Origin of the sequence: Bradyrhizobium sp. CCBAU 45389, from assembly GCF_028128625.1 — a bacterium.
Taxonomy (GTDB): Bacteria; Pseudomonadota; Alphaproteobacteria; order Rhizobiales; family Xanthobacteraceae; genus Bradyrhizobium; species Bradyrhizobium liaoningense_B.
Genome location: NZ_LBIY01000002.1, coordinates 38,235 through 57,704, shown reverse-complemented (window position 1 = coordinate 57,704; position 19,470 = coordinate 38,235). Strand labels below are relative to the sequence as shown.

Below are 19,470 nucleotides of genomic sequence, written 5' to 3'. Positions count from 1 at the left end.
CGACATTCAATGAGACGTCCATGCGCTATTCCCGGGAACACAAGCAGGAAACCCACGACCGGATCGTGAAGAAGGCCTCGGTGCGGCTGCGCGAAAAGGGCGCGCACGGAATCGGCGTCGCCGACCTCATGAAGGAGGCGGGCCTGACCCATGGCGGCTTCTACGCGCATTTCGACTCGCGCGAGGCGCTGGTGATCGAGGCCTTTGCCTACGCCATGGACCGCTCGATGGAGCATTGGCGCAAGATCACCGGCGAGGCCTCGCCCGAGAAGCGGCTGGCGCTGATCACGGAGGCCTATCTCTCGACGCTGCACCGCGACAATCCCGGTCATGGCTGCTCGATCCCTGCGCTCGGTGCCGAGATCGCCCGTGAGAGCCCGAAGACGCGAAAGGCCTTCGCCGGCAAGCTCGACGAGATGATCGAGATGATGACCGATTACATCCCGAACGTGCCGCGCAAGGCCGCTCGCAAGCAGGCGATCGCGACGCTCGCGACGATGGCCGGCACTATGCTGCTGGCGCGCATCGCCGGCTCCAGCGAATTGTCGGACGAGGTGCTGAAGGCGGGCCGGGACAGCGCGCTGGGCGGCGCCAAGCGCGAGCCTGCGAAGGCTGCACCGGCGAAGAAGAAGCAGAATTAGGCGAGATGCCGTTGAATGCGTAGGGTGGGTTAGCCGAAGGCGTAACCCACCACTTCTGTCGTCGCGGCATGAACGATGGTGGGTTACGCTTCGCTAACCCACCCTACGAAGTCCGCCCCGCAAACAGCGCCCGGTCCCGCTCCACGATCTCGGAGATGTAATCCGCCACGGCCCTGATCCGCGCCAGGTCCTTGCTGTCGGCGTGCATCAGCATCCAGAACGTCCGCGTGATCGAGATCTCGTCCGGCAGCACGGCCACCAGTTGCGGATAATCGCTCGCCATGAAATGCGGCAGCACGGCGATGCCGAAGCCGGAGAGGGTGGCGTTGAGCTGCGCGATCAGGTTGGCGCTGCGAAAGCGCGCGGAGATCCGCGGCGACACCTGCGGCAGATAGTCGAGTTCCGGCGTGAACAAGAGCTCCTCGATGTAGCCGACGAAGCGGTGCTGCACCAAATCCTGCCGTGCGGCGATTTTTGGGAAGCGGTCGAGATAGCCGGGCGCGGCATAGAGGCCGAGGCGGTAGTCGAGCAGCTTGCGGCCGACGATGCGGCCTTCCTTCGGCATGGTCAGGCTGATCGCGATGTCGGCCTCGCGTTTGGAGAGGCTGAACAGCCGCGCGGTAGCCACAAGTTGCAGATCGAGGTCGGGATAGCGGTCGGCGAACGGCGCCAGCCGCGGTGCCAGGAACGCGGTGCCGAAGCCATCAGGGGCGCCGATCCGCACCGTCCCGGTCAGCCGGGCCACGGAGCCGCCGACCTGCTCCTGGTTGGCGACGATGGTCGATTCCATGGCTTCGGCGCTGTCGGCGACGCGCTGGCCGGCCTCGGTGAGGAGATAGCCGGTCTTGCGTCGGTCAAACAGCTTGGCCGAGAGGTGCTTTTCCAGCCGGTCGACGCGCCGGATCACCGTGGCATGGTCGACGCCGAGCTGTTTTGCCGCAGCCGACACCGAGCCGCCCCGCACGATGGCCAGCACGAAGCGAAAGTCGTCCCAGTCGATGTGACCTTGATCCAGCATTTTCGCACATCTATGGTGCATTATCTCAGACTTGAATCCTATAAAATGCAGGTCAATAGGATTTGTCAAAGCGACCACGCTCGGCCTGAAGGAGACCATCCCATGCGTTCAATCGGACATTTCATCGGTGGCAAGGAGGTCAAGGGCACCTCTGGCCGCACCGCCGACGTTTTCGAGCCGATGACCGGCGACGTGCAGGCCAAGGTGGCGCTGGCGTCCAAGGCCGAGGTCCGCGCCGCCGTCGAGAACGCGCGCGCCGCGCAGCCCGAATGGGCCGCGACCAATCCGCAGCGCCGCGCCCGCGTGATGATGAAGTTCGTCGAGCTGGTGCAGCGCGACTACGACAAGCTCGCCGAGCTGCTGGCCCGCGAGCACGGCAAGACCGTGCCGGACGCCAAGGGCGACATCCAGCGCGGCCTCGAGGTCGCCGAGTTCGCCTGCGGCATCCCGCATCTGATGAAGGGCGAGTACACCGAGGGCGCCGGCCCCGGCATCGACATCTATTCGATGCGCCAGCCGCTCGGCGTCGTCGCCGGCATCACGCCGTTCAACTTCCCGGCGATGATCCCGATGTGGAAGTTCGCGCCCGCGATCGCCTGCGGCAATGCCTTCATCCTCAAGCCGTCGGAGCGCGATCCCGGCGTGCCGATGCTGCTCGCCGAGCTCATGATGGAAGCGGGCCTGCCGGCCGGCATCCTCAACGTCGTCAATGGCGACAAGGAAGCGGTCGACGCCATCCTCGACGACCCCGATGTCAAGGCCGTCGGCTTCGTCGGCTCGACGCCGATCGCGCAGTACATCTATGAGCGCGCGGCCCAGACCGGCAAGCGCTGCCAGTGCTTCGGCGGCGCCAAGAACCACGCCATCGTCATGCCCGACGCCGACATGGACCAGGCCGTCGACGCGCTGATCGGCGCGGGCTATGGCTCGGCCGGTGAGCGCTGCATGGCAGTCTCCGTGGCGGTCCCCGTCGGCAAGTCCACCGCCGACCGTCTCATGGAAAAGCTGATCCCGCGCGTCGAGAGCCTCAAGATCGGCACCTCGATCGATCCGTCGGCCGATTACGGTCCGCTGGTGACCCGCGAGGCGGTCGAGAAGGTCAAGAGCTACATCGACATCGGCATCAAGGAAGGCGCGACGCTCGCCGTCGACGGCCGCGGCTTCAAGATGCAGGGCTACGAGAAGGGCTTCTATCTCGGCGGTTCGCTGTTCGACAACGTCACCAAGGACATGCGGATCTACAAGGAAGAGATCTTTGGCCCGGTGCTCTCGGTCGTGCGCGCGCACGATTACAAGGAAGCGCTGGCGCTGCCGTCGGACCATGACTACGGCAACGGCGTTGCCATCTTCACCCGCGACGGCGACGCCGCGCGCGACTTCGCGGCCAAGGTCAACGTCGGCATGGTCGGCATCAACGTGCCGATCCCGGTGCCGATCGCTTACTACACCTTCGGCGGCTGGAAGAAGTCGGGCTTCGGCGATCTCAACCAGCACGGCCCGGACTCGGTCCGCTTCTACACCAAGACCAAGACGGTGACCTCGCGCTGGCCGTCCGGCGTCAAGGAAGGTGCGGAGTTCTCGATCCCGCTGATGAAGTAGGGCTGTTGCCCAGCCCGTCATTGCGAGCGTAGCGAAGCAATCCAGTATCTTTCCGCAGAGACAGTCCGGATTGCTTCGTCGCTTCGCTCCTCGCAATGACGAGGAAGGTGAGGAGCCCAGCATGCAGTTCGCTCTGAACGAGGATCAGGTCGCGGTTCGCGACATGGCGTTGGCGTTTGCGGCGGAGAAGATCGCGCCGCACGCGCTGCGCTGGGACGAGGAGAAGCATTTCCCCGTCGACGTCATGCGCGAGGCGGCGACGCTCGGCATGGGCGGCATCTACATCCGCGAGGATGTCGGCGGCTCCGCCATGACGCGGTTCGACGCGGCGCTGATCTTCGAGGCGCTGGCGACGGGCTGCCCGACCACCTCGGCCTTCATCTCCATCCACAACATGGCGAGCTGGATGATCGATGCCTTCGGCAGCGACACCCAGCGCCATCAATGGCTACCGAAGCTCTGCACAATGGAGCTGATCGCGAGCTACTGCCTGACCGAGCCGGGCGCGGGCTCGGACGCGGCGGCCCTGCGCACCCGCGCGGTGCGCGACGGCGACCATTACGTCCTCAACGGCCAGAAGCAGTTCATCTCGGGCGCGGGTGGCACCGACATTCTGGTCGCAATGGTCAGAACCGGCGGCGACGGTCCAGGTGGCATCTCGACTCTCGTCATCGACGGCAAGACGCCGGGCGTCTCCTTCGGCGCCAATGAGCGCAAGATGGGCTGGAACGCGCAGCCGACCCGCGCGGTGATGTTCGAGAATGCCCGCGTGCCCGTCGCCAACCGCCTGAGCGAGGAGGGCACAGGCTTCAGGATCGCAATGGCCGGTCTCGACGGTGGCCGGCTCAACATCACGGCCTGCTCGCTCGGCGGCGCGCAGACCGCGCTCGACAAGGCGCGCGCCTACATGAAGGAGCGCAAGGCGTTCGGAAAGCGTCTCGACGAATTCCAGGCCTTGCAATTCCGCCTCGCCGACATGGCGATCGAGCTCGAGGCCGCACGCACTTTCCTGTGGCGGGCTGCGGCGGCGCTGGACCGCAAGGACCCCGACGCCACCATGCTGTGCGCGATGGCAAAACGCTTCGGCACCGATGTCGGCTTCGAGGTCGCCAACCATGCGCTGCAGCTTCACGGCGGCTACGGGTACCTCAGCGAATACGGCATCGAGAAGATCGTGCGCGATCTGCGCGTGCACCAGATCCTCGAAGGCACCAATGAAATCATGCGGCTCATCGTGGCGCGCAAACTGATCGAGGGCGCGCGATGAGTGGAGTGGAAGAGGGTGATCTGATCGCCCGCGTCGAGGGCGCCGCCGGCATCATCCGGCTCAACCGTCCCAAGGCGATAAATGCCGTGACGCTGGAGATGTTTCGCGACATCGAAAAGGCGCTCGACCGCTTCGAGTCCGATCCCGCAGTCGCTGTGATCGTGCTGGAAGGCGCCGGCGAACGCGGCCTGTGTGCCGGCGGTGACATCCGCACGCTCTGGGAAAGCTCCAAGGTTAACGGTGATCTCGGCAAGATTTTGTGGCGCGAGGAGTACATCCTCAATGCCCGGATCAAGAAGTTCCCAAAGCCCTATGTGGCCTTCATGGACGGCATTGTGATGGGCGGCGGCGTCGGGCTCTCCGCGCATGCCAGTCATCGCGTGGTAACCGACCGCACGAAACTCGCGATGCCCGAGGTCGGGCTCGGCTTCTTCCCTGACGTCGGCGGCACTTTTCTGCTATCGCATTCGCCGGGCGAGATCGGCACCTATTTTGGTCTGACCGGCCAGACCATGAACGGACCGGACGCGATCCACGCGAAGTTTGCCGATTGGGTTGTACCGTCCGCGAGACTCCCGGAGCTGCGCGAGGCGCTGACGAAGCTGCGCTCCGGTGCGACGGCCGCCGAGGTCGGAAAGCTCATCGGCAGCTTTGCAACCGGCGAGACCGCAGGGCCGGTCGCGGCGAAGGAGCCGGCGATCGATGCGCTGTTCGGCTTCGACCGCATGGAGGACATCGTCGCGGCGCTGAAGCGCGACGGTTCCGAGTTCGCACAGGCGACGCTGAAGACGCTCAACGAAAAATCGCCGCGTGGCATGGTGGTGACGCTGAAACTGCTGCGGCTCGCGCGCACATCGTCGAGCCTGGAGGAGTGCCTGGCGCGCGAATACCGCGCCGCGCTGGAGGTCTTCCGCAGCGACGATTTCCGCGAGGGCGTGCGCGCCGCCGTGATCGACAAGGACCGCAATCCGACCTGGTCGCCGCCGCGCATCGAGGATGTGACGTCGGACATGCTTGCGCCGTATCTCGCCGAGATCGGCACTGATGAGCTGAAGTTCAACTAATCAACGCTACAGCGGAGGGAACGACAATGGCCACGATCGCATTCATCGGCCTCGGCAACATGGGCGGCCCGATGGCCGCCAACCTCGTCAAGGCCGGCCACAAGGTGGTGGCGTTCGACCTCGTCGAAGCCTCGCGCGCGCAAGCCAAGGCCGATGGCGCCGGCATCGCCGACAGCGCCGCGGGTGCGGTGAAGGGCGCGGATGTCGTCGTCACCATGCTGCCGGCCGGCAAGCACGTGCTCGGCGTCTGGAACGAGGTCGTTCCTGCCATGGCCAAGGGCGCGCTGATCATTGACAGCTCCACCATCGACGTCGAAAGCGCGCGTCAGGCGCATGCCCTGGCCGCCAACAGCGGCGTGCTTTCGGTCGATGCGCCGGTCTCCGGCGGCACCGGTGGCGCCAAGGGCGCGACGCTCACCTTCATGTGCGGCGGCGACGACAAGGCGTTTGCGGTGGCAAAGCCCGTGCTCGAAAACATGGGCAAGAAGATCGTGCATTGCGGTGGCGCCGGCGCCGGCCAGGCAGCCAAGATCTGCAACAACATGATCCTTGGCATTTCGATGATCGCGGTGAGCGAGGCCTTCGCGCTCGGCGAGAAGCTCGGGCTCTCGCACCAGGCGCTGTTCGACGTCGCCTCGACCTCGTCGGGGCAGTGCTGGTCGCTGACGACCTATTGTCCGGTTCCCGGCCCGGTGCCGACCTCGCCGGCCAACAACGATTACAAGCCGGGCTTTGCCTCGGCGCTGATGGTGAAGGACCTGACGCTGGCGCAGGACGCCGCCAAGGCCGCGGGCGCGGCCACGCCGCTCGGCAAGCATGCGCAGGAGATCTATCAATCTTTCGACGTAGCCGGGCAGGGCGGGGTGGATTTTTCCGGAATTATCAAGCACGTTAGAGCACTGGCCGGAAAATAGCCTTCGCTTGGTGCCCGGATGAAGCGAAGCGAAATCCGGGACAGCTCTTTCAATTGGCGCGACCGGCCCCGGATTGCGCTTCGCTCCATCCGGGCTACGCTCGAACGTCAATCGACGGGCCCGGACACAATGACGACATTTCAGGACGCGCGCGCGTTTCTGCTGGCCAACCGCACGGACTACGAGACCGCGGTCAAAGACTTCCGCTGGCCCGATCCGGTTCCCTTCAACTGGGCGCTCGACTGGTTCGACGCTGAGCTCGCGACCAATGCGGAAAGCAAGGATCGGCCCGCACTCTGGATCGTCGATGCCGCGCAGGACAGGCAGACAAAGCTGTCCTTCGCGGCGCTCTCGAAGCGCTCGAACCAGGTCGCAAACTTCCTCCGCGCGCAGGGTTTGAGGCGCGGCGATCATCTCCTGCTGCTGCTCGGCAATGTGGTTCCGCTGTGGGAGACGATGCTGGCGGCGATGAAGCTTGGCGTCGTGGTGATCCCCGCCACAACGCTGCTCACCGCCGACGAGCTGCATGACCGGCTCGATCGCGGCAAGGCGAGGGCGGTGGTCGCGGCGCAGGATCAGGTCGCAAAATTCGCGAGCTTAGGTGCCGAGAATGTCGTCCGCATCGTGGTTGGCTCTGCATCCGATGGTTGGCTTGCGTATGACGAAGCGGCAAAGGCTTCCGAAAGCTTTGCGCCCGACGGCCCCACCAACGCCGACGACCCGATGCTGCTCTATTTCACCTCGGGCACCACGGCAAAACCAAAGCTCGTTCGGCACAGCCAGCGCAGCTATCCCGTCGGCCATCTCTCGACGATGTACTGGATCGGCCTGAAGCCCGGCGACGTCCATCTCAACATCTCCTCGCCTGGCTGGGCCAAGCATGCCTGGAGCTGCTTCTTCGCGCCGTGGAATGCCGGTGCGACCGTGTTCGTGGTGAACCAGCCGCGCTTCGACGCCAAGGCGCTGCTCGCCACCATCGGCCGCTGCGGTGTCACGACGTTGTGCGCGCCGCCGACGGTGTGGCGGCTGTTCATCCAGGAGAACCTTGCTTCGTTCAAGGTGTCCCTTCGCGAGGTCTGCGGCGCCGGCGAGCCGCTCAATCCCGAAGTGATCGACCAGGTGCAGGCCGCCTGGGGCCTCACCATCCGCGACGGCTACGGCCAGACCGAGACCACGGCACTGGCCGGCAACTCGCCCGGGCAGACAATCAAGATCGGCTCGATGGGCCGGCCGCTGCCGGGCTATCGCGTGCAGGTCAGCGATGCCGATGGCAATCCCGCGAAGGAGGGCGAGGTGACGCTGGTGCTGGGCGATGACCGTCCCGCCGGCCTGATGCAGGGCTATCAGGGCGACGACGGCAAGCTCTCGGGCGCCGAAGGCGTGCTCTATCGCAGCGGCGACGTCGTGTTTGCGGATGAGGACGGCTATCTCACCTTCGTCGGCCGCTCCGACGACGTGTTCAAATCCTCGGACTACCGCATCAGCCCGTTCGAGCTGGAGAGCGTGCTGCTCGAGCATGAACTCGTTGCCGAAGCCGCGGTGGTGCCGAGCCCGGACCCGATCCGGCTCGCAATCCCCAAGGCGTTCGTGCTGCTGACGTCGGGCGCGGAGCGGACGCCGGAGACCGCGCTGTCGATCTTCAAGCACCTGCACACGCGCCTTGCGCCGTTCAAGCGCATCCGCCGCCTCGAAATCGTCACCGAACTGCCGAAGACGATCTCTGGCAAAATCCGCCGCGTGCAGCTACGACGGCTCGAACGCGACGATGATCGGGGCGATCCCTTGCGCGGCCGGGAATTCCGTGAGGAGGATTTTCCGGAGTTGCCGAAAACACGGAGTGAGACCTAAGTGAACGAAGTCTGGAAGAAGCCGCCGATTGCGCTCGAGGCCTATCAGGCCATGGTCGGCAAGGAGATCGGCGTGTCGTCGTGGCACCTGATCGACCAGCCCCGTATCGACACCTATGCCGACGTGATCGAGGATCACCAGTTCATCCATGTCGATCCGGAACGTGCGAAGAAGGAAACCGCCTTCGGCACCACCATCGCGCACGGTTTTCTCACGATGTCGCTGCTGTCGATCATGTCCTATGAGGTGATGCCTGTGATCGCCGGCACCACGATGGGCGTCAATTACGGCTTCGACAAGCTGCGCTTCATCTCGCCGGTCCGCTCCGGCAAGCGCGTCCGCGGCCGCTTCGTGCTGGCGGAAGCCAAGCTCCGTAAGCCCAACGAGCTGCAGTCCCGCACCAACGTCACGGTGGAGATCGAGGGCGAGGACAAGCCCGCGCTGGTCGCCGACTGGCTCGGGTTGATCTATTTCGCCTGAGAGGGGCCGTCATGGCTGGGCTTGACCCGGCCATCCATCGCTGCTCAAAAGCTGACCAAATCGCGCTCGGTGCACCCTCTCTCCTTGTGGGAGAGGGTGGCTTCGCGGAACGCGAAGCCGGGTGAGGGGTATCTCTCCACGAACTCGGCTGCCGAGATATACCCCTCATCCGGCGGCGCCGTAGCCGACGCTACGCGTCGGCGTCTTTTTAGGACGGCGGCCGTAGGCCGCCTATGCCACCTTCTCCCGCAAGGGGAGAAGGAAGAAAGGAAACGCACTCATGGCAATCAGGTTCGACGGACGCGTCGCCATCGTCACCGGCGCGGGCAATGGTCTCGGCAAGGCGCATGCGCTGGGGCTCGCCAGCCGCGGCGCGAAGGTCGTGGTGAACGATTTCGGCGGCGCGCGCGACGGCACCGGCGGCTCGCTCTCGCCGGCCGAAGCCGTGGTCGAGGAAATTCGGAAAGCGGGCGGCATCGCGATGGCCGACGGCGCCGACGTCTCCAATTTCGAGCAGGTCACCGCCATGGTCGAGCGCGCCACCAAGGAGTGGGGCAGCGTCGATCTCTTGTGCGCCAATGCCGGCATTTTGCGCGACAAGTCGTTCGGCAAGATGGAAGCGGCCGATTTCCAGAAGGTGCTGGACGTGCATCTCGTCGGCACCTTCTATTGCTGCAAGGCCGCCTGGGCCGGCATGCGCGACCGCAACTACGGCCGCATCGTGCTGACGACCTCGTCCTCCGGCCTCTACGGCAATTTCGGCCAGGCCAATTACGGCGCGGCGAAATCGGGCATGGTCGGCCTGATGAACGTGCTCGCCGAGGAAGGCCGCAAGACCAACATCCGCGTCAACATCATCTCGCCGACCGCGGCGACCCGCATGACCGAAGAGCTGCTGCCGCCGCAGGCGCTGCAGTTGATGAAGCCGAACGCGATCACGCCCGCGGTCGAGTACATGCTGAGCGAGGACGCGCCGACCCGCACCATCATGGGCGCCGGCGCCGGCTCCTTCGCCGTGATCAAGATCGTGGAGAGCGAAGGCATCAACCTGCCGGAGTCCGAATGGACGCCCGACGCGATCGCCGCCCACTTCGCCGAGATCAGCGACATGTCGAAGGCGAGGGCGCTGCAGGGCGCGTTCGAGCAGACGCAGAAATATGTGGCGCAAGCCGCAGTGCGGGCGGGGATCAAGCTCTGACTGACGTTGCCGTCATCGGTGCCGGTCCCGCCGGGCTGATGGCGGCGGAGGTGCTGGCGCAAGGCGGTGCCCGCGTCACCGTCTATGACGCCATGCCGTCCGCGGGTCGCAAATTTTTGATGGCGGGCCGCGGCGGCCTCAACCTCACCCACACCGAGCCGCTGCCGGATTTCCTCGCCCGCTACCGTGAGGCGATGCCGCATTTGCGCGCCGCGGTCGAAGCGTTTCCGCCCGATGCGCTGCGTGACTGGAGTGCGGCACTTGGGCAGTTGACCTTCGTCGGCAGCAGCGGGCGCGTGTTTCCAAAAACGTTCAAGGCCTCGCCATTGCTCCGCGCCTGGTTGCGGCGGCTGGATGCGGCCGGCGTGCAATTCGCTTTTCGGCATCGCTGGACCGGATGGGACGGGCAGGGGCGGCTGCAGTTTCAAACCCCCAACGGCACGCTCGCCTTCGCCGCGGACGCAACCGTGCTCGCGCTCGGCGGCGCAAGCTGGCCGCGACTGGGCTCGGATGGCGGCTGGGTCGACATTCTCGCTGCCAAGGGCATTGCCGTCTCGAAGCTTCGACCGGCCAATTCCGGCTTCACGGTCGCATGGACCGATGTGTTCCGAGACCGTTTCGAGGGCCAGCCGCTCAAGGGCGTGGCGCTGACGATCGGCGCGCACACGGTGCGCGGCGAAGCCATGATCACCCGCAGCGGCCTAGAAGGTGGCGCGATTTATGCGCTGTCGGCGGAGCTGCGTGAGACGGTGCTGGGTCTTGGACAGGCGACGCTGATGATCGCCTTGCGGCCTGATCTCGATACGGCCGCGCTGACCGAGCGCCTGTTAGGCACGCGCGGCAAGCAATCGCTCGCAAACTTCCTGCGGAAGGCCGCGCAAGTGTCGCCGGTCGGCATCGGCCTGATGCAGGAGGCGGCGATTGCATCGGGCCGGCCGCTGGCCTCGTTCTCGCCGGCCGAGCTCGCGCGGCTTATCAACGCCATTCCGCTTCAGCTCACCGGCACAGCGCCGATCGATCGGGCGATCTCGACGGCGGGCGGGATCACCTTCGACGAGCTCGACGACCACTTCATGCTGCGCAAGCTGCGAGGTGTGTTCGCCGCCGGCGAGATGCTGGACTGGGAGGCGCCGACCGGCGGCTACCTGTTGCAGGCCTCGTTCGCGACGGGGGCGGCCGCGGGCAGGGGCGTGCTAGCGTGGCTGAAGCGCTCTTAGAACGCCGCCGCCCTTCGAGGGCCGCTGAAGAAGCGGCCACCTCAGGGTGACGGCTACGAGAGAGCGCAATCGCGACGACAGATTGACGAGAGCGTCATCCTGAGGTGCTCGGCCTCCGGTGCGACTAGCACCGGAAACCGAGCCTCGAAGGATGCGCGGGTGCTCCGGCGCCTACCGCAGCTTCCCGCGTGCCGCCACCGGCAGCGTGCCGATGATCTCCTCACCGCGGACCATCACCACCTCGTCCATCATGTTGACGACGACGCAGACGTGGTTCGGCACGATGCGGACGACATCGCCGACATTCGGCCTTGTGTTGCTGCGCGAGAGATCGAGAAAGCCGTGCTCCTCGGCGAATTTTACGATCTTGGCTTCGGGATGCTCCAGGATCAGGCCGTGGCCGTCGAGGCCGCCGGTGTCCGTGGTCAGCGTCTTCGAGCCGGCATCGAGAATGCCGCGCTCGGGCGCGGCGCGGCTCACCACCGTCGAATAGATATGCAGCGCGCAGTCGTCCCAGGTGGCGGAGCCGGCGGCGACCTGCATGCGGTCGTTGTAGATGTAGGTGCCGAAACGGTGCTCGGTGCCGCCCTTGAGCTTGCCGATGTTGACGAGGTTCGGCGTGCCGCCGGTCGAGACGATTTTTGCGTCGAGCCCGTGCGCGCGCACGCCGGCCAGCGCTTCGTCGTAAAACTTCTGCGCATCGGCCCAGCCGGTCTCGGTCGGATAGAGCATGAAGCCGGCGAATTGCAGTCCCTTGGAGGCCGCGATCTCGCGCGCCAGCGCGATCGCCTCGGCCGGCATCTCGACACCCGCGCGCTTCCGGCCCGTGTCGCACTCGACCACGACCGAGAGCGGGCGGCCGGAGGCCGCGGCGGCCTTGGGCAGGCCGGCGACGACGGTCGAGTTATCGGCGGCCACCGTCATGTTCGCCTTTGCCTGCAACGCACCGAGCCGCGCCATCTTCTCGTCGCCGAGGAGATTGTAGCTAATCAGGATGTCGTCGATGCCGGCATTGGCCATGATCTCGGCCTCGCCGAGCTTCTGGCAGGTGATGCCCCTGGCGCCGGCCGCGACCTGCATCTTGGCAATCGTCGGGTTCTTGTGCGTCTTGATGTGCGGGCGATTGGCGATGCCGGCGTCGTCGCAGGCCTTCTGGATCCGCGCGATGTTGCGCTCGACCCTGTCCATGTCGATGACGGCGCAGGGCGTGCCGTATTCACGGGCGATTTTTGCGGCGAGGGGAGTGGTCATATGATCTCTCTATTTCCGGACCCGTAGGATGGGTAGAGCGAAGCGAAACCCATCAGAACCAATTTCCGTTACGCGATGGGTTTCGCTGCGCTCTACCCATCCTACGAATTCATGCCTGCTCGATCTCTTCGCGGAGCATTTCAAGTTCGAGCCAGCGCTCTTCGGCGGCGGAGAGTTCCTCGTGTGCCTTGGCGATGGCAGCGGACGTATCGTCGAAATTCTTGCGGTCTTTGGCGTAGAGGTTGGGATCGTCGAGCACGCGCTGCAATTTTGCAATATCGGCGTGAAGCGTTTCCATTTTCTTCGGCAACGTTTCCAGCGCGTGCTTCTCGTTGAAGCTCAGCTTGCGCTTGGGTGCGGACGAGGCCGGAGCAGGGCGTTCCTCTTTCTTCTCCGCGGCCGGTTGCGCCTTCGCCGTCTCGCGTTTGAGGTCCGCGCCGCGCTGCGCCAGCATGTCGCTGTAGCCGCCGGCATATTCGATCCACCTGCCGTTGCCCTCCGGCGCGATCACCGAGGTGACGACGCGGTCGAGGAAGTCGCGATCATGGCTGATCAGCATGACGGTGCCTTCGTAGTCGCCGAGCATCTCCTCGAGCACGTCCAGGGTCTCGAGGTCGAGATCGTTGGTCGGCTCGTCCAGCACCAGCAGGTTCGAGGGTTTCGCCAATGCGCGCGCCAGCATCAGGCGGCCACGCTCGCCGCCGGAGAGCACCTCGACAGGCGTGCCGCGCTGCTCCTGGCCGAACAGGAAGTCCTTCATGTAGCCGACCACATGTTTCGGCTTGCCGCCGACCATGATCTGATCGCCACGGCCGCCGGTCAGGGCCTCGGCCAGCGTCGACTTGGGATCGAGGCTTTCGCGATGCTGGTCGAGCGTGGCCGTCTCAAGATTGGCCCCTAACCGCACGATGCCGGTGTCAGGCTGCGCGCCGCCGGTGAGCAGATTGACCAGCGTGGTCTTGCCGGCGCCGTTCGGGCCGATGATGCCGAGCCGGTCGCCGCGCTGGATGCGCGTCGAGAAATTCTCGACGATCTTTCGCTCGCCATAGGCCTTGCTGATGCCCTTGGCCTCGATCACCAGCTTGCCGGATTGCTCGGCTTCCGCCGCCGCGAGATTGGCGGTGCCGGCGGTGCCGCGATAATTGCGGCGCTGGTCGCGCAGCGCATGCAGATTGGCGAGACGCTTGACGTTGCGCTTGCGCCGGCCGGAGACGCCGTGGCGCAGCCAGTGCTCCTCGTCCACGATCTTGCGGTCGAGCTTGTGCTGGTCGCGCTCTTCTTCCGCGAGCACCTCGTCGCGCCAAGCCTCGAACGAGGCAAAGCCGCGGTCGATCTGCTTGATCTTGCCGCGGTCGAGCCATGCCGTCGAGCGCGAGAGATTGGTGAGGAAGCGGCGGTCGTGGCTGATGATCACCAGCGCGCCGCGGCGGCTGTCGAGCTCCTGCTCCAGCCACTCGATGGTGGAGAGGTCGAGATGGTTGGTGGGCTCGTCCAGCAGCAATATGTCGGGTGAGGGCGCCAGCACGCAGGCGAGCGCGGCGCGACGCGCCTCGCCGCCGGAAAGATTATGCGGGTTCTCATCGCCGGTGAGACCAAGCTGCTCGAGAAGGTAGCGCGCCTGGTGATGGTCGTCACCCGGCGCGAGCCCGGACTCGACATAGGCGAGCGTGGTCTTGTGGTCGCCGAAGTCCGGCTCCTGCGGCAAATAGCGGACGGTCGCGCCCGGCTGCACGAAGCGCGTTCCGCTGTCGGGCTCGACAAGGCCCGCCGCGATTCTGAGCAGCGTCGACTTGCCCGAGCCGTTGCGGCCGATCAGGCAGACGCGCTCGCCTGGCGCGACATTGAGCTCGACGCCCGACAGCAGCGGTGTGCCGCCAAAAGTCAGCCTGATGTCTTTCAGTTGGATCAGCGGCGGCGCCATGATCAGCCTTGACTCAAATTCTGGCTCGTTGCGGCCTGGTCGGCGCGGCGGCGCTGGATCCGGCGCAGCGTCTGATCGAGCGCCGAGAGGAAGGCGGAACGGTCGCGCGGCGCGAACGAGCGCGGTCCGCCCGTGACTTCGCCTGCCGAGCGCAAATCCGTCATCAGGTTGCGCACCGCCAGCGTCATGCCGATCGACTCCTCCGTGAACGGTTTTCCGTTCGGGGCGATGACATCGGCGCCAGCCTTCACGCAGCGGCTTGCGAGCGGGATGTCCGCGGTAATGACGACATCACCGTGCCGGGCCCGCTCGGCGATCCAGTCGTCGGCGGCGTCCATGCCGGCGCCCGCCGAGATGCGCTCGATCAACGGGTCCTGCGGCACGCGGATGAAATTGCCGGCGACCACGCTCACGGGCACGCCGTGCCGGATCGCGACGCGGTAGATTTCGTCCTTCACCGGACAGGCGTCGGCGTCGACATAGATGCGGGTAGGGGTCTCGGTCATTCCGCCGCGTGGTACCCCATTCGGGCCGCAAAGGCGAGGGGATTGACCGCTGTTCCCCGGGCCCTACGATCGGGCCTGAAATAACAAAAACAGGGAAGGCCCAGCATGCCGAACCGGCTCGAAACCTACCGCGTCGAGGCCTACAACACCGCAAAACAGTCCGAAAACAGGATGCATGACGACACGGTGGCGCGCCGCTTCGGCTTCGAGGGCGGGCTGGTGCCCGGCGTCGACGTCTTCGCCTACATGATGCACGTGCCGATCGCACGCTGGGGCCACGATTTCCTCAGCCGCGGCCTGGTCGAGGCGCGCTTCATCAAGCCGGTTTATGACGGCGAGGCTGCCGATGTCGACGCCACCGAGCACAATGGCCTGCTGACGATCGAGGTCTTCAGCCGCACTGAACTCTGCGCCACCGGGACGGCCGTGTTGCCCGCGGTTGTGCCAGCGGTATCGCTGAGTGACTATGTCGAAGTCCCCGCGATCGCCGAGCGCAAGCCGGTCAGTCCCGCGACGTTCGAAACAGGCAAATGGCTCGGCACAACGCCGCGCCGCTGGGCCGGGCAGGACGCCGCCGATTATCTCGCTGACGTCAGGGAGACCGATCCGGTTTTCGCGCGCGAGGGGCTCGGCCATCCCGGCCTGATCCAGCGGGTCATGAACCGCATCCTCGTCGACAACACGATCCTGGGGCCATGGATCCACGTCGGCAGCCGTATGCAGCTGCTGTCAGCCGCGCGCGCCGGCGACGAGATCACCGCGCGCGCAAAGGTCACTGCAAACTACGAGAAGAAGGGTCACCGCTTCGTCGAACTCGACGCGCTCGTCGTCGCCAACGGCAAAACGCCGATAGCCCACTGCCAGCACACCGCAATCTACAAGCCGCGTGAGCAGGCGGCGGCGTAGCGTTTCGTGCTGTCATTCCGGGGCGGTCCGCAGGACCGAACCCGGAATCTCGAGGTTCTCAGGTGCGCAAAGTGCGCACCGTAGTTCGATGCTTCGCATCGCCCCGGAACGACTTGATCATATTCAGACGCTGTCATGCCCCGGCTTGACCGGGGCATCCAGTACGCCGCGGCCAATCGATCCCAGCCGCGCCGTCTCTGGAATACTGGGTCGCCCGGTCAAGCCGGGCGACGACAGTTGTGGGTTCGGATGCGACAACGTAGCGAGGCCGCTCACCCCAGCCGCTGCAACTCCGCGATGGCGGCGACATGTTCGCTGAACCACGGCGGGCAGGCCTCGGCGGCCGCCTGCAACGCCTTCCTTGCCTCCGCGCGCTCTCCGCGGAGCAGGTGCCACTGCCCCAGATAGAATTGTGCTTCGCCGGCATCGTCCGGCGTGCTCGCGGCTGCGATCGTCGCGTCGGCGGAGAGCCGCCCCAGGTAAAGGCCGACTACGGCGGATGGCCAATGCCAGATTCTGACCTTGGCTGCGTCCATCTCCAGCGCCGCTGCCGCATCCTCGCTCGCCCTGGCGCGCGCAAGATGCAGGAACAACAGGGCGTAGGTGTCGTTCGCGATCTCAAAGGCGCGTTGTAGGTCCGGGATCGCAGCCCTGAAATCTCCGCGGCAGAAGTGAGCCAGGCCGCCCTGCTTGAGGCAGTTGGGGTCTTTGGGCGCCAGATCGATCGCCGTCGTCAGGCTACGGACGGCGCTGTCGAAATCAAGTTTGCAGAAATAGGCCGCCCCGAGCTCGGTATGGGCGTTTGCAAGACGCGGGGACAGCGCGATGGCTGCGAGCTGATCCGAAATGACGCGATCGAAATTTCCCAGAAACTTCCAGGAAACTCCACGGCTGCTATAGGCGTTCGCCATGCGCGGGGCGATGGCTATGGATCTGTCGAAGTCGGCGATCGACCCGCGGTAGTCGCCTAGTCCCTGCTGCGCCACGCCCCGGTCATGATAGGCGGCGGGGTTGGCAGGGTCGAGCTCCAGGACCTTGCTCAGCCGTTCCGCAGCGCGATCGAACTGATCGCGCCGCATGGCGGCGTCGGCGCGGAAGTAATGGAAGATGATCTTCAGTCGTCGCAGCATGCCGCCACTGCCAATGGTGTCATGTCGGACGGGAAGATTCTGCCCTTACACCGCCTTGCCCTTCGCGTCCTGGATCGCGCGCCAAACCCGTTCCGGGGTCAGCGGCATGTCGATATGCTTGATGCCGTAGTCCGACAGCGCGTCGAGCACGGCGTTCACCACGGTCGAGAGGCTGCCGGCGCAACCGGCTTCGCCGCAGCCCTTGCTGCCGAGCGGGTTGGTCGTGGCGGGCACCGCATGGTCGCCGACCGTCATGAACGGCACGTCCTCGGCGCGGGGCAGGGCGTAGTCCATCAGCGAGCCTGTGATCGGCTGGCCGCTCTCGTCGTAGCGGACATGCTCCATCAGCGCCTGGCCGATGCCCTGGACCACGCCGCCATGGAGCTGGCCTGCGACCAGCAGCGGATTGATCACCGTGCCGAAATCGTTCACCGCGCTGTAGCGCACGATCTGGACCACGCCGGTCTCCGGGTCGATCTCGACCTCGGCGACATGGCAGCCGTTCGGGAACGCGGAGGCGACCGGATCGCTGGTGTGGTCCACGTCGAGCGAGTCAGGCACACCGTCCGGCACCTTGCCGTCATGCAGCTTTTTGGCGAGCTCCATGATGTCGATGCTGCGGTCGGTGCCGGCGATGGTGAAGCTGCCATCGGCGAATTCGATATCGGCCTCGGAGGCCTCCAGCATGTGGGCGGCGGCGCGCTTGCCTTTTTCGATGACGAGCTTTGCGGCTCCCACAATGGCCTGGCCGCTCGCGGTGATCGAGCGCGAGCCGCCGGTGCCGTTGCCGGTGTGGACGATGTCGCTGTCGCCCTGCACCAGCTTGACGTTCTCGAAGGGGACGCCGAGCTGCTCGCACAGCACTTGCGCGAACGGCGTGGCATGGCCCTGACCGTAATCGAGCGTGCCGGTGATGAGCTGCACGGTGCCGTCAGCATCGAACACGATCTTGCCGAGCTCGGGGCTCGGCGGCGCGGTGACCTCGAGATAGGAGCCGACGGCGATGCCGCGCAGCTTGCCGGTCTTCTTGCTCTCCTTCTTGCGCTTGGCGAAGTTCTCGTGGTCGGAGATGTCGAGCGCCTTGTTGAACACGGCCTGGAAGTCGCCGCTGTCATAGGTGACGCCGGAGGACGCCGGGAACGGCATCTGGTTCTGCTTGATGAAGTTGCGCTTGCGCAAGGTCAGCCGGTTGATGCCCATCTCGTCGGCGGCGCGGTCGATCAGCCGCTCCATGTAGTAGTTCGCCTCGGGCCGGCCGGCGCCGCGATAGGCGCCCATCAGCGTGGTGTTGGTCAGCACCGTCTTGATGTCGACGCCCATCAGCGGCGTGCGATAGACGCTGGAGAAGTTCTTGCCGGTGTTGAGCGAGAGCGGGCCGGGCGCGACGCCGGTGATATAGGCGCCGAGATTGCCGTAGCCCGAAAGTTTCGCCGCTAGGAAGTGCCCTTCGGCATCGAGCGCGAGCTCGGCATGGATCTTCTGCGCGCGGCCGTGGCTGTCGGAGAGGAAGCTGGTGGAGCGCTCGTCGAGCCACTTCACCGGGCGTCCCAGTGCCTTCGCCGCGTACAGGATGCACATGTATTCGGGATAGTTGATGTTCTTCATGCCGAAGGAGCCGCCGACATTGGCGGTGAGGATGCGCACCTTCTCGTTCGGCACCTTCAGGTTCTTGGCGAGGTTGGCGCGGTTGCCGGCGACGCCCTGCGTCGGCACCTGAAGCGTGTAGCGCTCGGTCTTCTTGTCGTAGGAGGCGAGCCCAACGCGCGGCTCCATCGAGACCACCGCAACGCGGGTGTTCTCGATGTCGATCTTGGTGACGTGGGCGGCGCCGGCAAAGGCCGCATTGACCTTGTCCATGTCGCCATAGTGGTAGTCGAGCGCGACATTGTTCGGGATGTGGTCGTAAAGCTGCGGCGCGCCGGGCTGGGCGGCGTCCTCGGGATCGGTCACCGCGGGCAGCGGCTCGATGTCGAGCTCGACGGCCTCGGCCGCGTCGCGCGCCTGGGCCAGCGTCTCCGCCACCACGAAGGCGAGGGGATCGCCGACGAAGCGGACCTTGTCGGTCGCCAGCGGCTGGCGGTTGGTCTGGAGCAGGGGCGAGCCGTCGCGGCTCTTCAGGGGCAGGCCGCAGGTGAACGGGCCATAGCCGGCGGCGTCGAGGTCCTTGCCGGTCCACACCCCCAGCACGCCCGGCATCGCCCTGGCGGCGTCGATACCGATGCCGCGGATGACGCCATGGGCATGGGTCGAGCGGACCACCACGGCATAGGCCTGGCCGGGCAGGTTGAAATCGTCGGTGTAGCGGCCCTTGCCGCGCACCAGGGTGTCGTCCTCCTTGCGGCGGACGGGCTGGCCGACACCATATTTTTGCAGTGCAATAGCGTTTTCGAGCGTGGACGATTTGGTGTGTTCTTGCATGGAATCGACCTGAAAAGCCGGCATTTGCGCGATTTCGCGGGCGCCTGGAGGGGGCCGGACCCCTACTCAGATAACCCACGGACCCGTTCACG

Annotated in this window: 16 protein-coding genes; 10 read left to right on the top strand and 6 right to left on the bottom strand. The window is 65.6% G+C overall.

The features are described 5' to 3' along the window. The first annotated feature begins 20 nt into the window (after positions 1-20). Complete coding sequence (locus tag XH79_RS00290) at positions 21-641, top strand: TetR/AcrR family transcriptional regulator (RefSeq protein WP_271580222.1); 621 nt, start codon at positions 21-23, stop codon at positions 639-641. 103 nt (positions 642-744) lie between these two features. Here XH79_RS00290 and XH79_RS00285 read toward each other — a convergent pair whose 3' ends face one another. Continuing rightward, positions 745-1,659 carry a LysR family transcriptional regulator gene (locus tag XH79_RS00285; RefSeq protein WP_271580221.1) on the bottom strand — a complete coding sequence of 305 codons (915 nt, stop codon included), beginning with the start codon at positions 1,657-1,659 and terminating at the stop codon, positions 745-747. Between the two features lie 102 nt (positions 1,660-1,761). Between XH79_RS00285 and XH79_RS00280 the strand changes: the two genes are divergently transcribed. The 8 genes from XH79_RS00280 (at position 1,762) to XH79_RS00245 (ending at position 11,246) form a co-directional block, all read left to right on the top strand. After that, positions 1,762-3,258, top strand: coding sequence for a CoA-acylating methylmalonate-semialdehyde dehydrogenase (locus XH79_RS00280; RefSeq protein WP_212337531.1), 1,497 nt, complete (start codon positions 1,762-1,764; stop codon positions 3,256-3,258). 121 nt (positions 3,259-3,379) lie between these two features. Further along, a complete protein-coding gene (locus XH79_RS00275; RefSeq protein WP_271580220.1) occupies positions 3,380-4,525 on the top strand; it encodes an isobutyryl-CoA dehydrogenase in 1,146 nt (381 codons plus the stop codon). Further along, the gene (locus XH79_RS00270) at positions 4,522-5,589 is read left to right on the top strand and encodes an enoyl-CoA hydratase/isomerase family protein (RefSeq protein WP_271580219.1); all 1,068 of its coding nucleotides are present in this window, start codon (positions 4,522-4,524) and stop codon (positions 5,587-5,589) included. Before XH79_RS00275 ends, XH79_RS00270 begins: the two co-directional genes overlap by 4 nt. 26 nt (positions 5,590-5,615) lie before the next feature. Beyond that, a complete protein-coding gene (mmsB, locus tag XH79_RS00265) occupies positions 5,616-6,503 on the top strand; it encodes a 3-hydroxyisobutyrate dehydrogenase (RefSeq protein WP_271580218.1) in 888 nt (295 codons plus the stop codon). 129 nt (positions 6,504-6,632) lie between these two features. Continuing rightward, a complete protein-coding gene (locus XH79_RS00260; RefSeq protein ID WP_271580217.1) occupies positions 6,633-8,351 on the top strand; it encodes an AMP-binding protein in 1,719 nt (572 codons plus the stop codon). Further along, positions 8,352-8,831: a MaoC family dehydratase gene (locus XH79_RS00255; protein ID WP_027543107.1), complete on the top strand. Its 480-nt coding sequence runs from the start codon at positions 8,352-8,354 to the stop codon at positions 8,829-8,831. A 280-nt stretch (positions 8,832-9,111) separates the two neighbouring features. Continuing rightward, the gene (locus XH79_RS00250; protein ID WP_271580216.1) at positions 9,112-10,029 is read left to right on the top strand and encodes an SDR family NAD(P)-dependent oxidoreductase; all 918 of its coding nucleotides are present in this window, start codon (positions 9,112-9,114) and stop codon (positions 10,027-10,029) included. Then, a complete protein-coding gene (locus tag XH79_RS00245) occupies positions 10,026-11,246 on the top strand; it encodes an NAD(P)/FAD-dependent oxidoreductase (protein WP_271580710.1) in 1,221 nt (406 codons plus the stop codon). The genes XH79_RS00250 and XH79_RS00245 overlap by 4 nt, the downstream gene beginning before the upstream one ends. Before the next feature lie 171 nt (positions 11,247-11,417). On the opposite strand, the gene XH79_RS00240 is transcribed toward XH79_RS00245, so the two are convergent. The 3 genes from XH79_RS00240 to XH79_RS00230 form a co-directional block, all read right to left on the bottom strand. Then, entirely contained in the window at positions 11,418-12,497 is a 1,080-nt protein-coding gene (locus tag XH79_RS00240; protein ID WP_271580215.1) for a D-TA family PLP-dependent enzyme, read from the bottom strand. A gap of 109 nt (positions 12,498-12,606) precedes the next feature. Beyond that, on the bottom strand, positions 12,607-14,418 hold the full coding sequence (locus tag XH79_RS00235; protein WP_271580214.1) for an ABC-F family ATP-binding cassette domain-containing protein: 1,812 nt from the start codon (positions 14,416-14,418) through the stop codon (positions 12,607-12,609). Positions 14,419-14,420: 2 nt separating this feature from the next. Beyond that, on the bottom strand, positions 14,421-14,924 hold the full coding sequence (locus XH79_RS00230) for a YaiI/YqxD family protein (RefSeq protein WP_271580213.1): 504 nt from the start codon (positions 14,922-14,924) through the stop codon (positions 14,421-14,423). A 105-nt stretch (positions 14,925-15,029) separates the two neighbouring features. On the opposite strand from XH79_RS00230, the gene XH79_RS00225 reads away from it, so the two are divergent. Then, on the top strand, positions 15,030-15,830 hold the full coding sequence (locus tag XH79_RS00225; protein ID WP_271580212.1) for a hypothetical protein: 801 nt from the start codon (positions 15,030-15,032) through the stop codon (positions 15,828-15,830). 272 nt (positions 15,831-16,102) lie between these two features. Here the strand turns inward: XH79_RS00225 and XH79_RS00220 are convergent, their stop codons facing one another. Together XH79_RS00220 and XH79_RS00215 are read right to left on the bottom strand one after the other, a co-directional pair. Further along, the gene (locus XH79_RS00220; RefSeq protein ID WP_271580211.1) at positions 16,103-16,960 is read right to left on the bottom strand and encodes a tetratricopeptide repeat protein; all 858 of its coding nucleotides are present in this window, start codon (positions 16,958-16,960) and stop codon (positions 16,103-16,105) included. Positions 16,961-17,005: 45 nt separating this feature from the next. Beyond that, positions 17,006-19,378, bottom strand: a complete 2,373-nt coding sequence (locus tag XH79_RS00215) for a xanthine dehydrogenase family protein molybdopterin-binding subunit (protein WP_271580210.1) — start codon at positions 19,376-19,378, stop codon at positions 17,006-17,008. Positions 19,379-19,470 lie beyond the last annotated feature (92 nt).

What these genes read in the sequence shown, in the direction of transcription:
- XH79_RS00290 (WP_271580222.1), top strand. Translation starts at nt 21, where the DNA reads ATGCGCTATTCCCGGGAACACAAGCAGGAAACCCACGACCGGATCGTG.
- XH79_RS00285 (WP_271580221.1), bottom strand. Translation starts at nt 1,659, where the DNA reads ATGCTGGATCAAGGTCACATCGACTGGGACGACTTTCGCTTCGTGCTG.
- XH79_RS00280 (WP_212337531.1), top strand. Translation starts at nt 1,762, where the DNA reads ATGCGTTCAATCGGACATTTCATCGGTGGCAAGGAGGTCAAGGGCACC.
- XH79_RS00275 (WP_271580220.1), top strand. Translation starts at nt 3,380, where the DNA reads ATGCAGTTCGCTCTGAACGAGGATCAGGTCGCGGTTCGCGACATGGCG.
- XH79_RS00270 (WP_271580219.1), top strand. Translation starts at nt 4,522, where the DNA reads ATGAGTGGAGTGGAAGAGGGTGATCTGATCGCCCGCGTCGAGGGCGCC.
- mmsB (WP_271580218.1), top strand. Translation starts at nt 5,616, where the DNA reads ATGGCCACGATCGCATTCATCGGCCTCGGCAACATGGGCGGCCCGATG.
- XH79_RS00260 (WP_271580217.1), top strand. Translation starts at nt 6,633, where the DNA reads ATGACGACATTTCAGGACGCGCGCGCGTTTCTGCTGGCCAACCGCACG.
- XH79_RS00250 (WP_271580216.1), top strand. Translation starts at nt 9,112, where the DNA reads ATGGCAATCAGGTTCGACGGACGCGTCGCCATCGTCACCGGCGCGGGC.
- XH79_RS00240 (WP_271580215.1), bottom strand. Translation starts at nt 12,497, where the DNA reads ATGACCACTCCCCTCGCCGCAAAAATCGCCCGTGAATACGGCACGCCC.
- XH79_RS00235 (WP_271580214.1), bottom strand. Translation starts at nt 14,418, where the DNA reads ATGGCGCCGCCGCTGATCCAACTGAAAGACATCAGGCTGACTTTTGGC.
- XH79_RS00230 (WP_271580213.1), bottom strand. Translation starts at nt 14,924, where the DNA reads ATGACCGAGACCCCTACCCGCATCTATGTCGACGCCGACGCCTGTCCG.
- XH79_RS00225 (WP_271580212.1), top strand. Translation starts at nt 15,030, where the DNA reads ATGCCGAACCGGCTCGAAACCTACCGCGTCGAGGCCTACAACACCGCA.
- XH79_RS00220 (WP_271580211.1), bottom strand. Translation starts at nt 16,960, where the DNA reads ATGCTGCGACGACTGAAGATCATCTTCCATTACTTCCGCGCCGACGCC.
- XH79_RS00215 (WP_271580210.1), bottom strand. Translation starts at nt 19,378, where the DNA reads ATGCAAGAACACACCAAATCGTCCACGCTCGAAAACGCTATTGCACTG.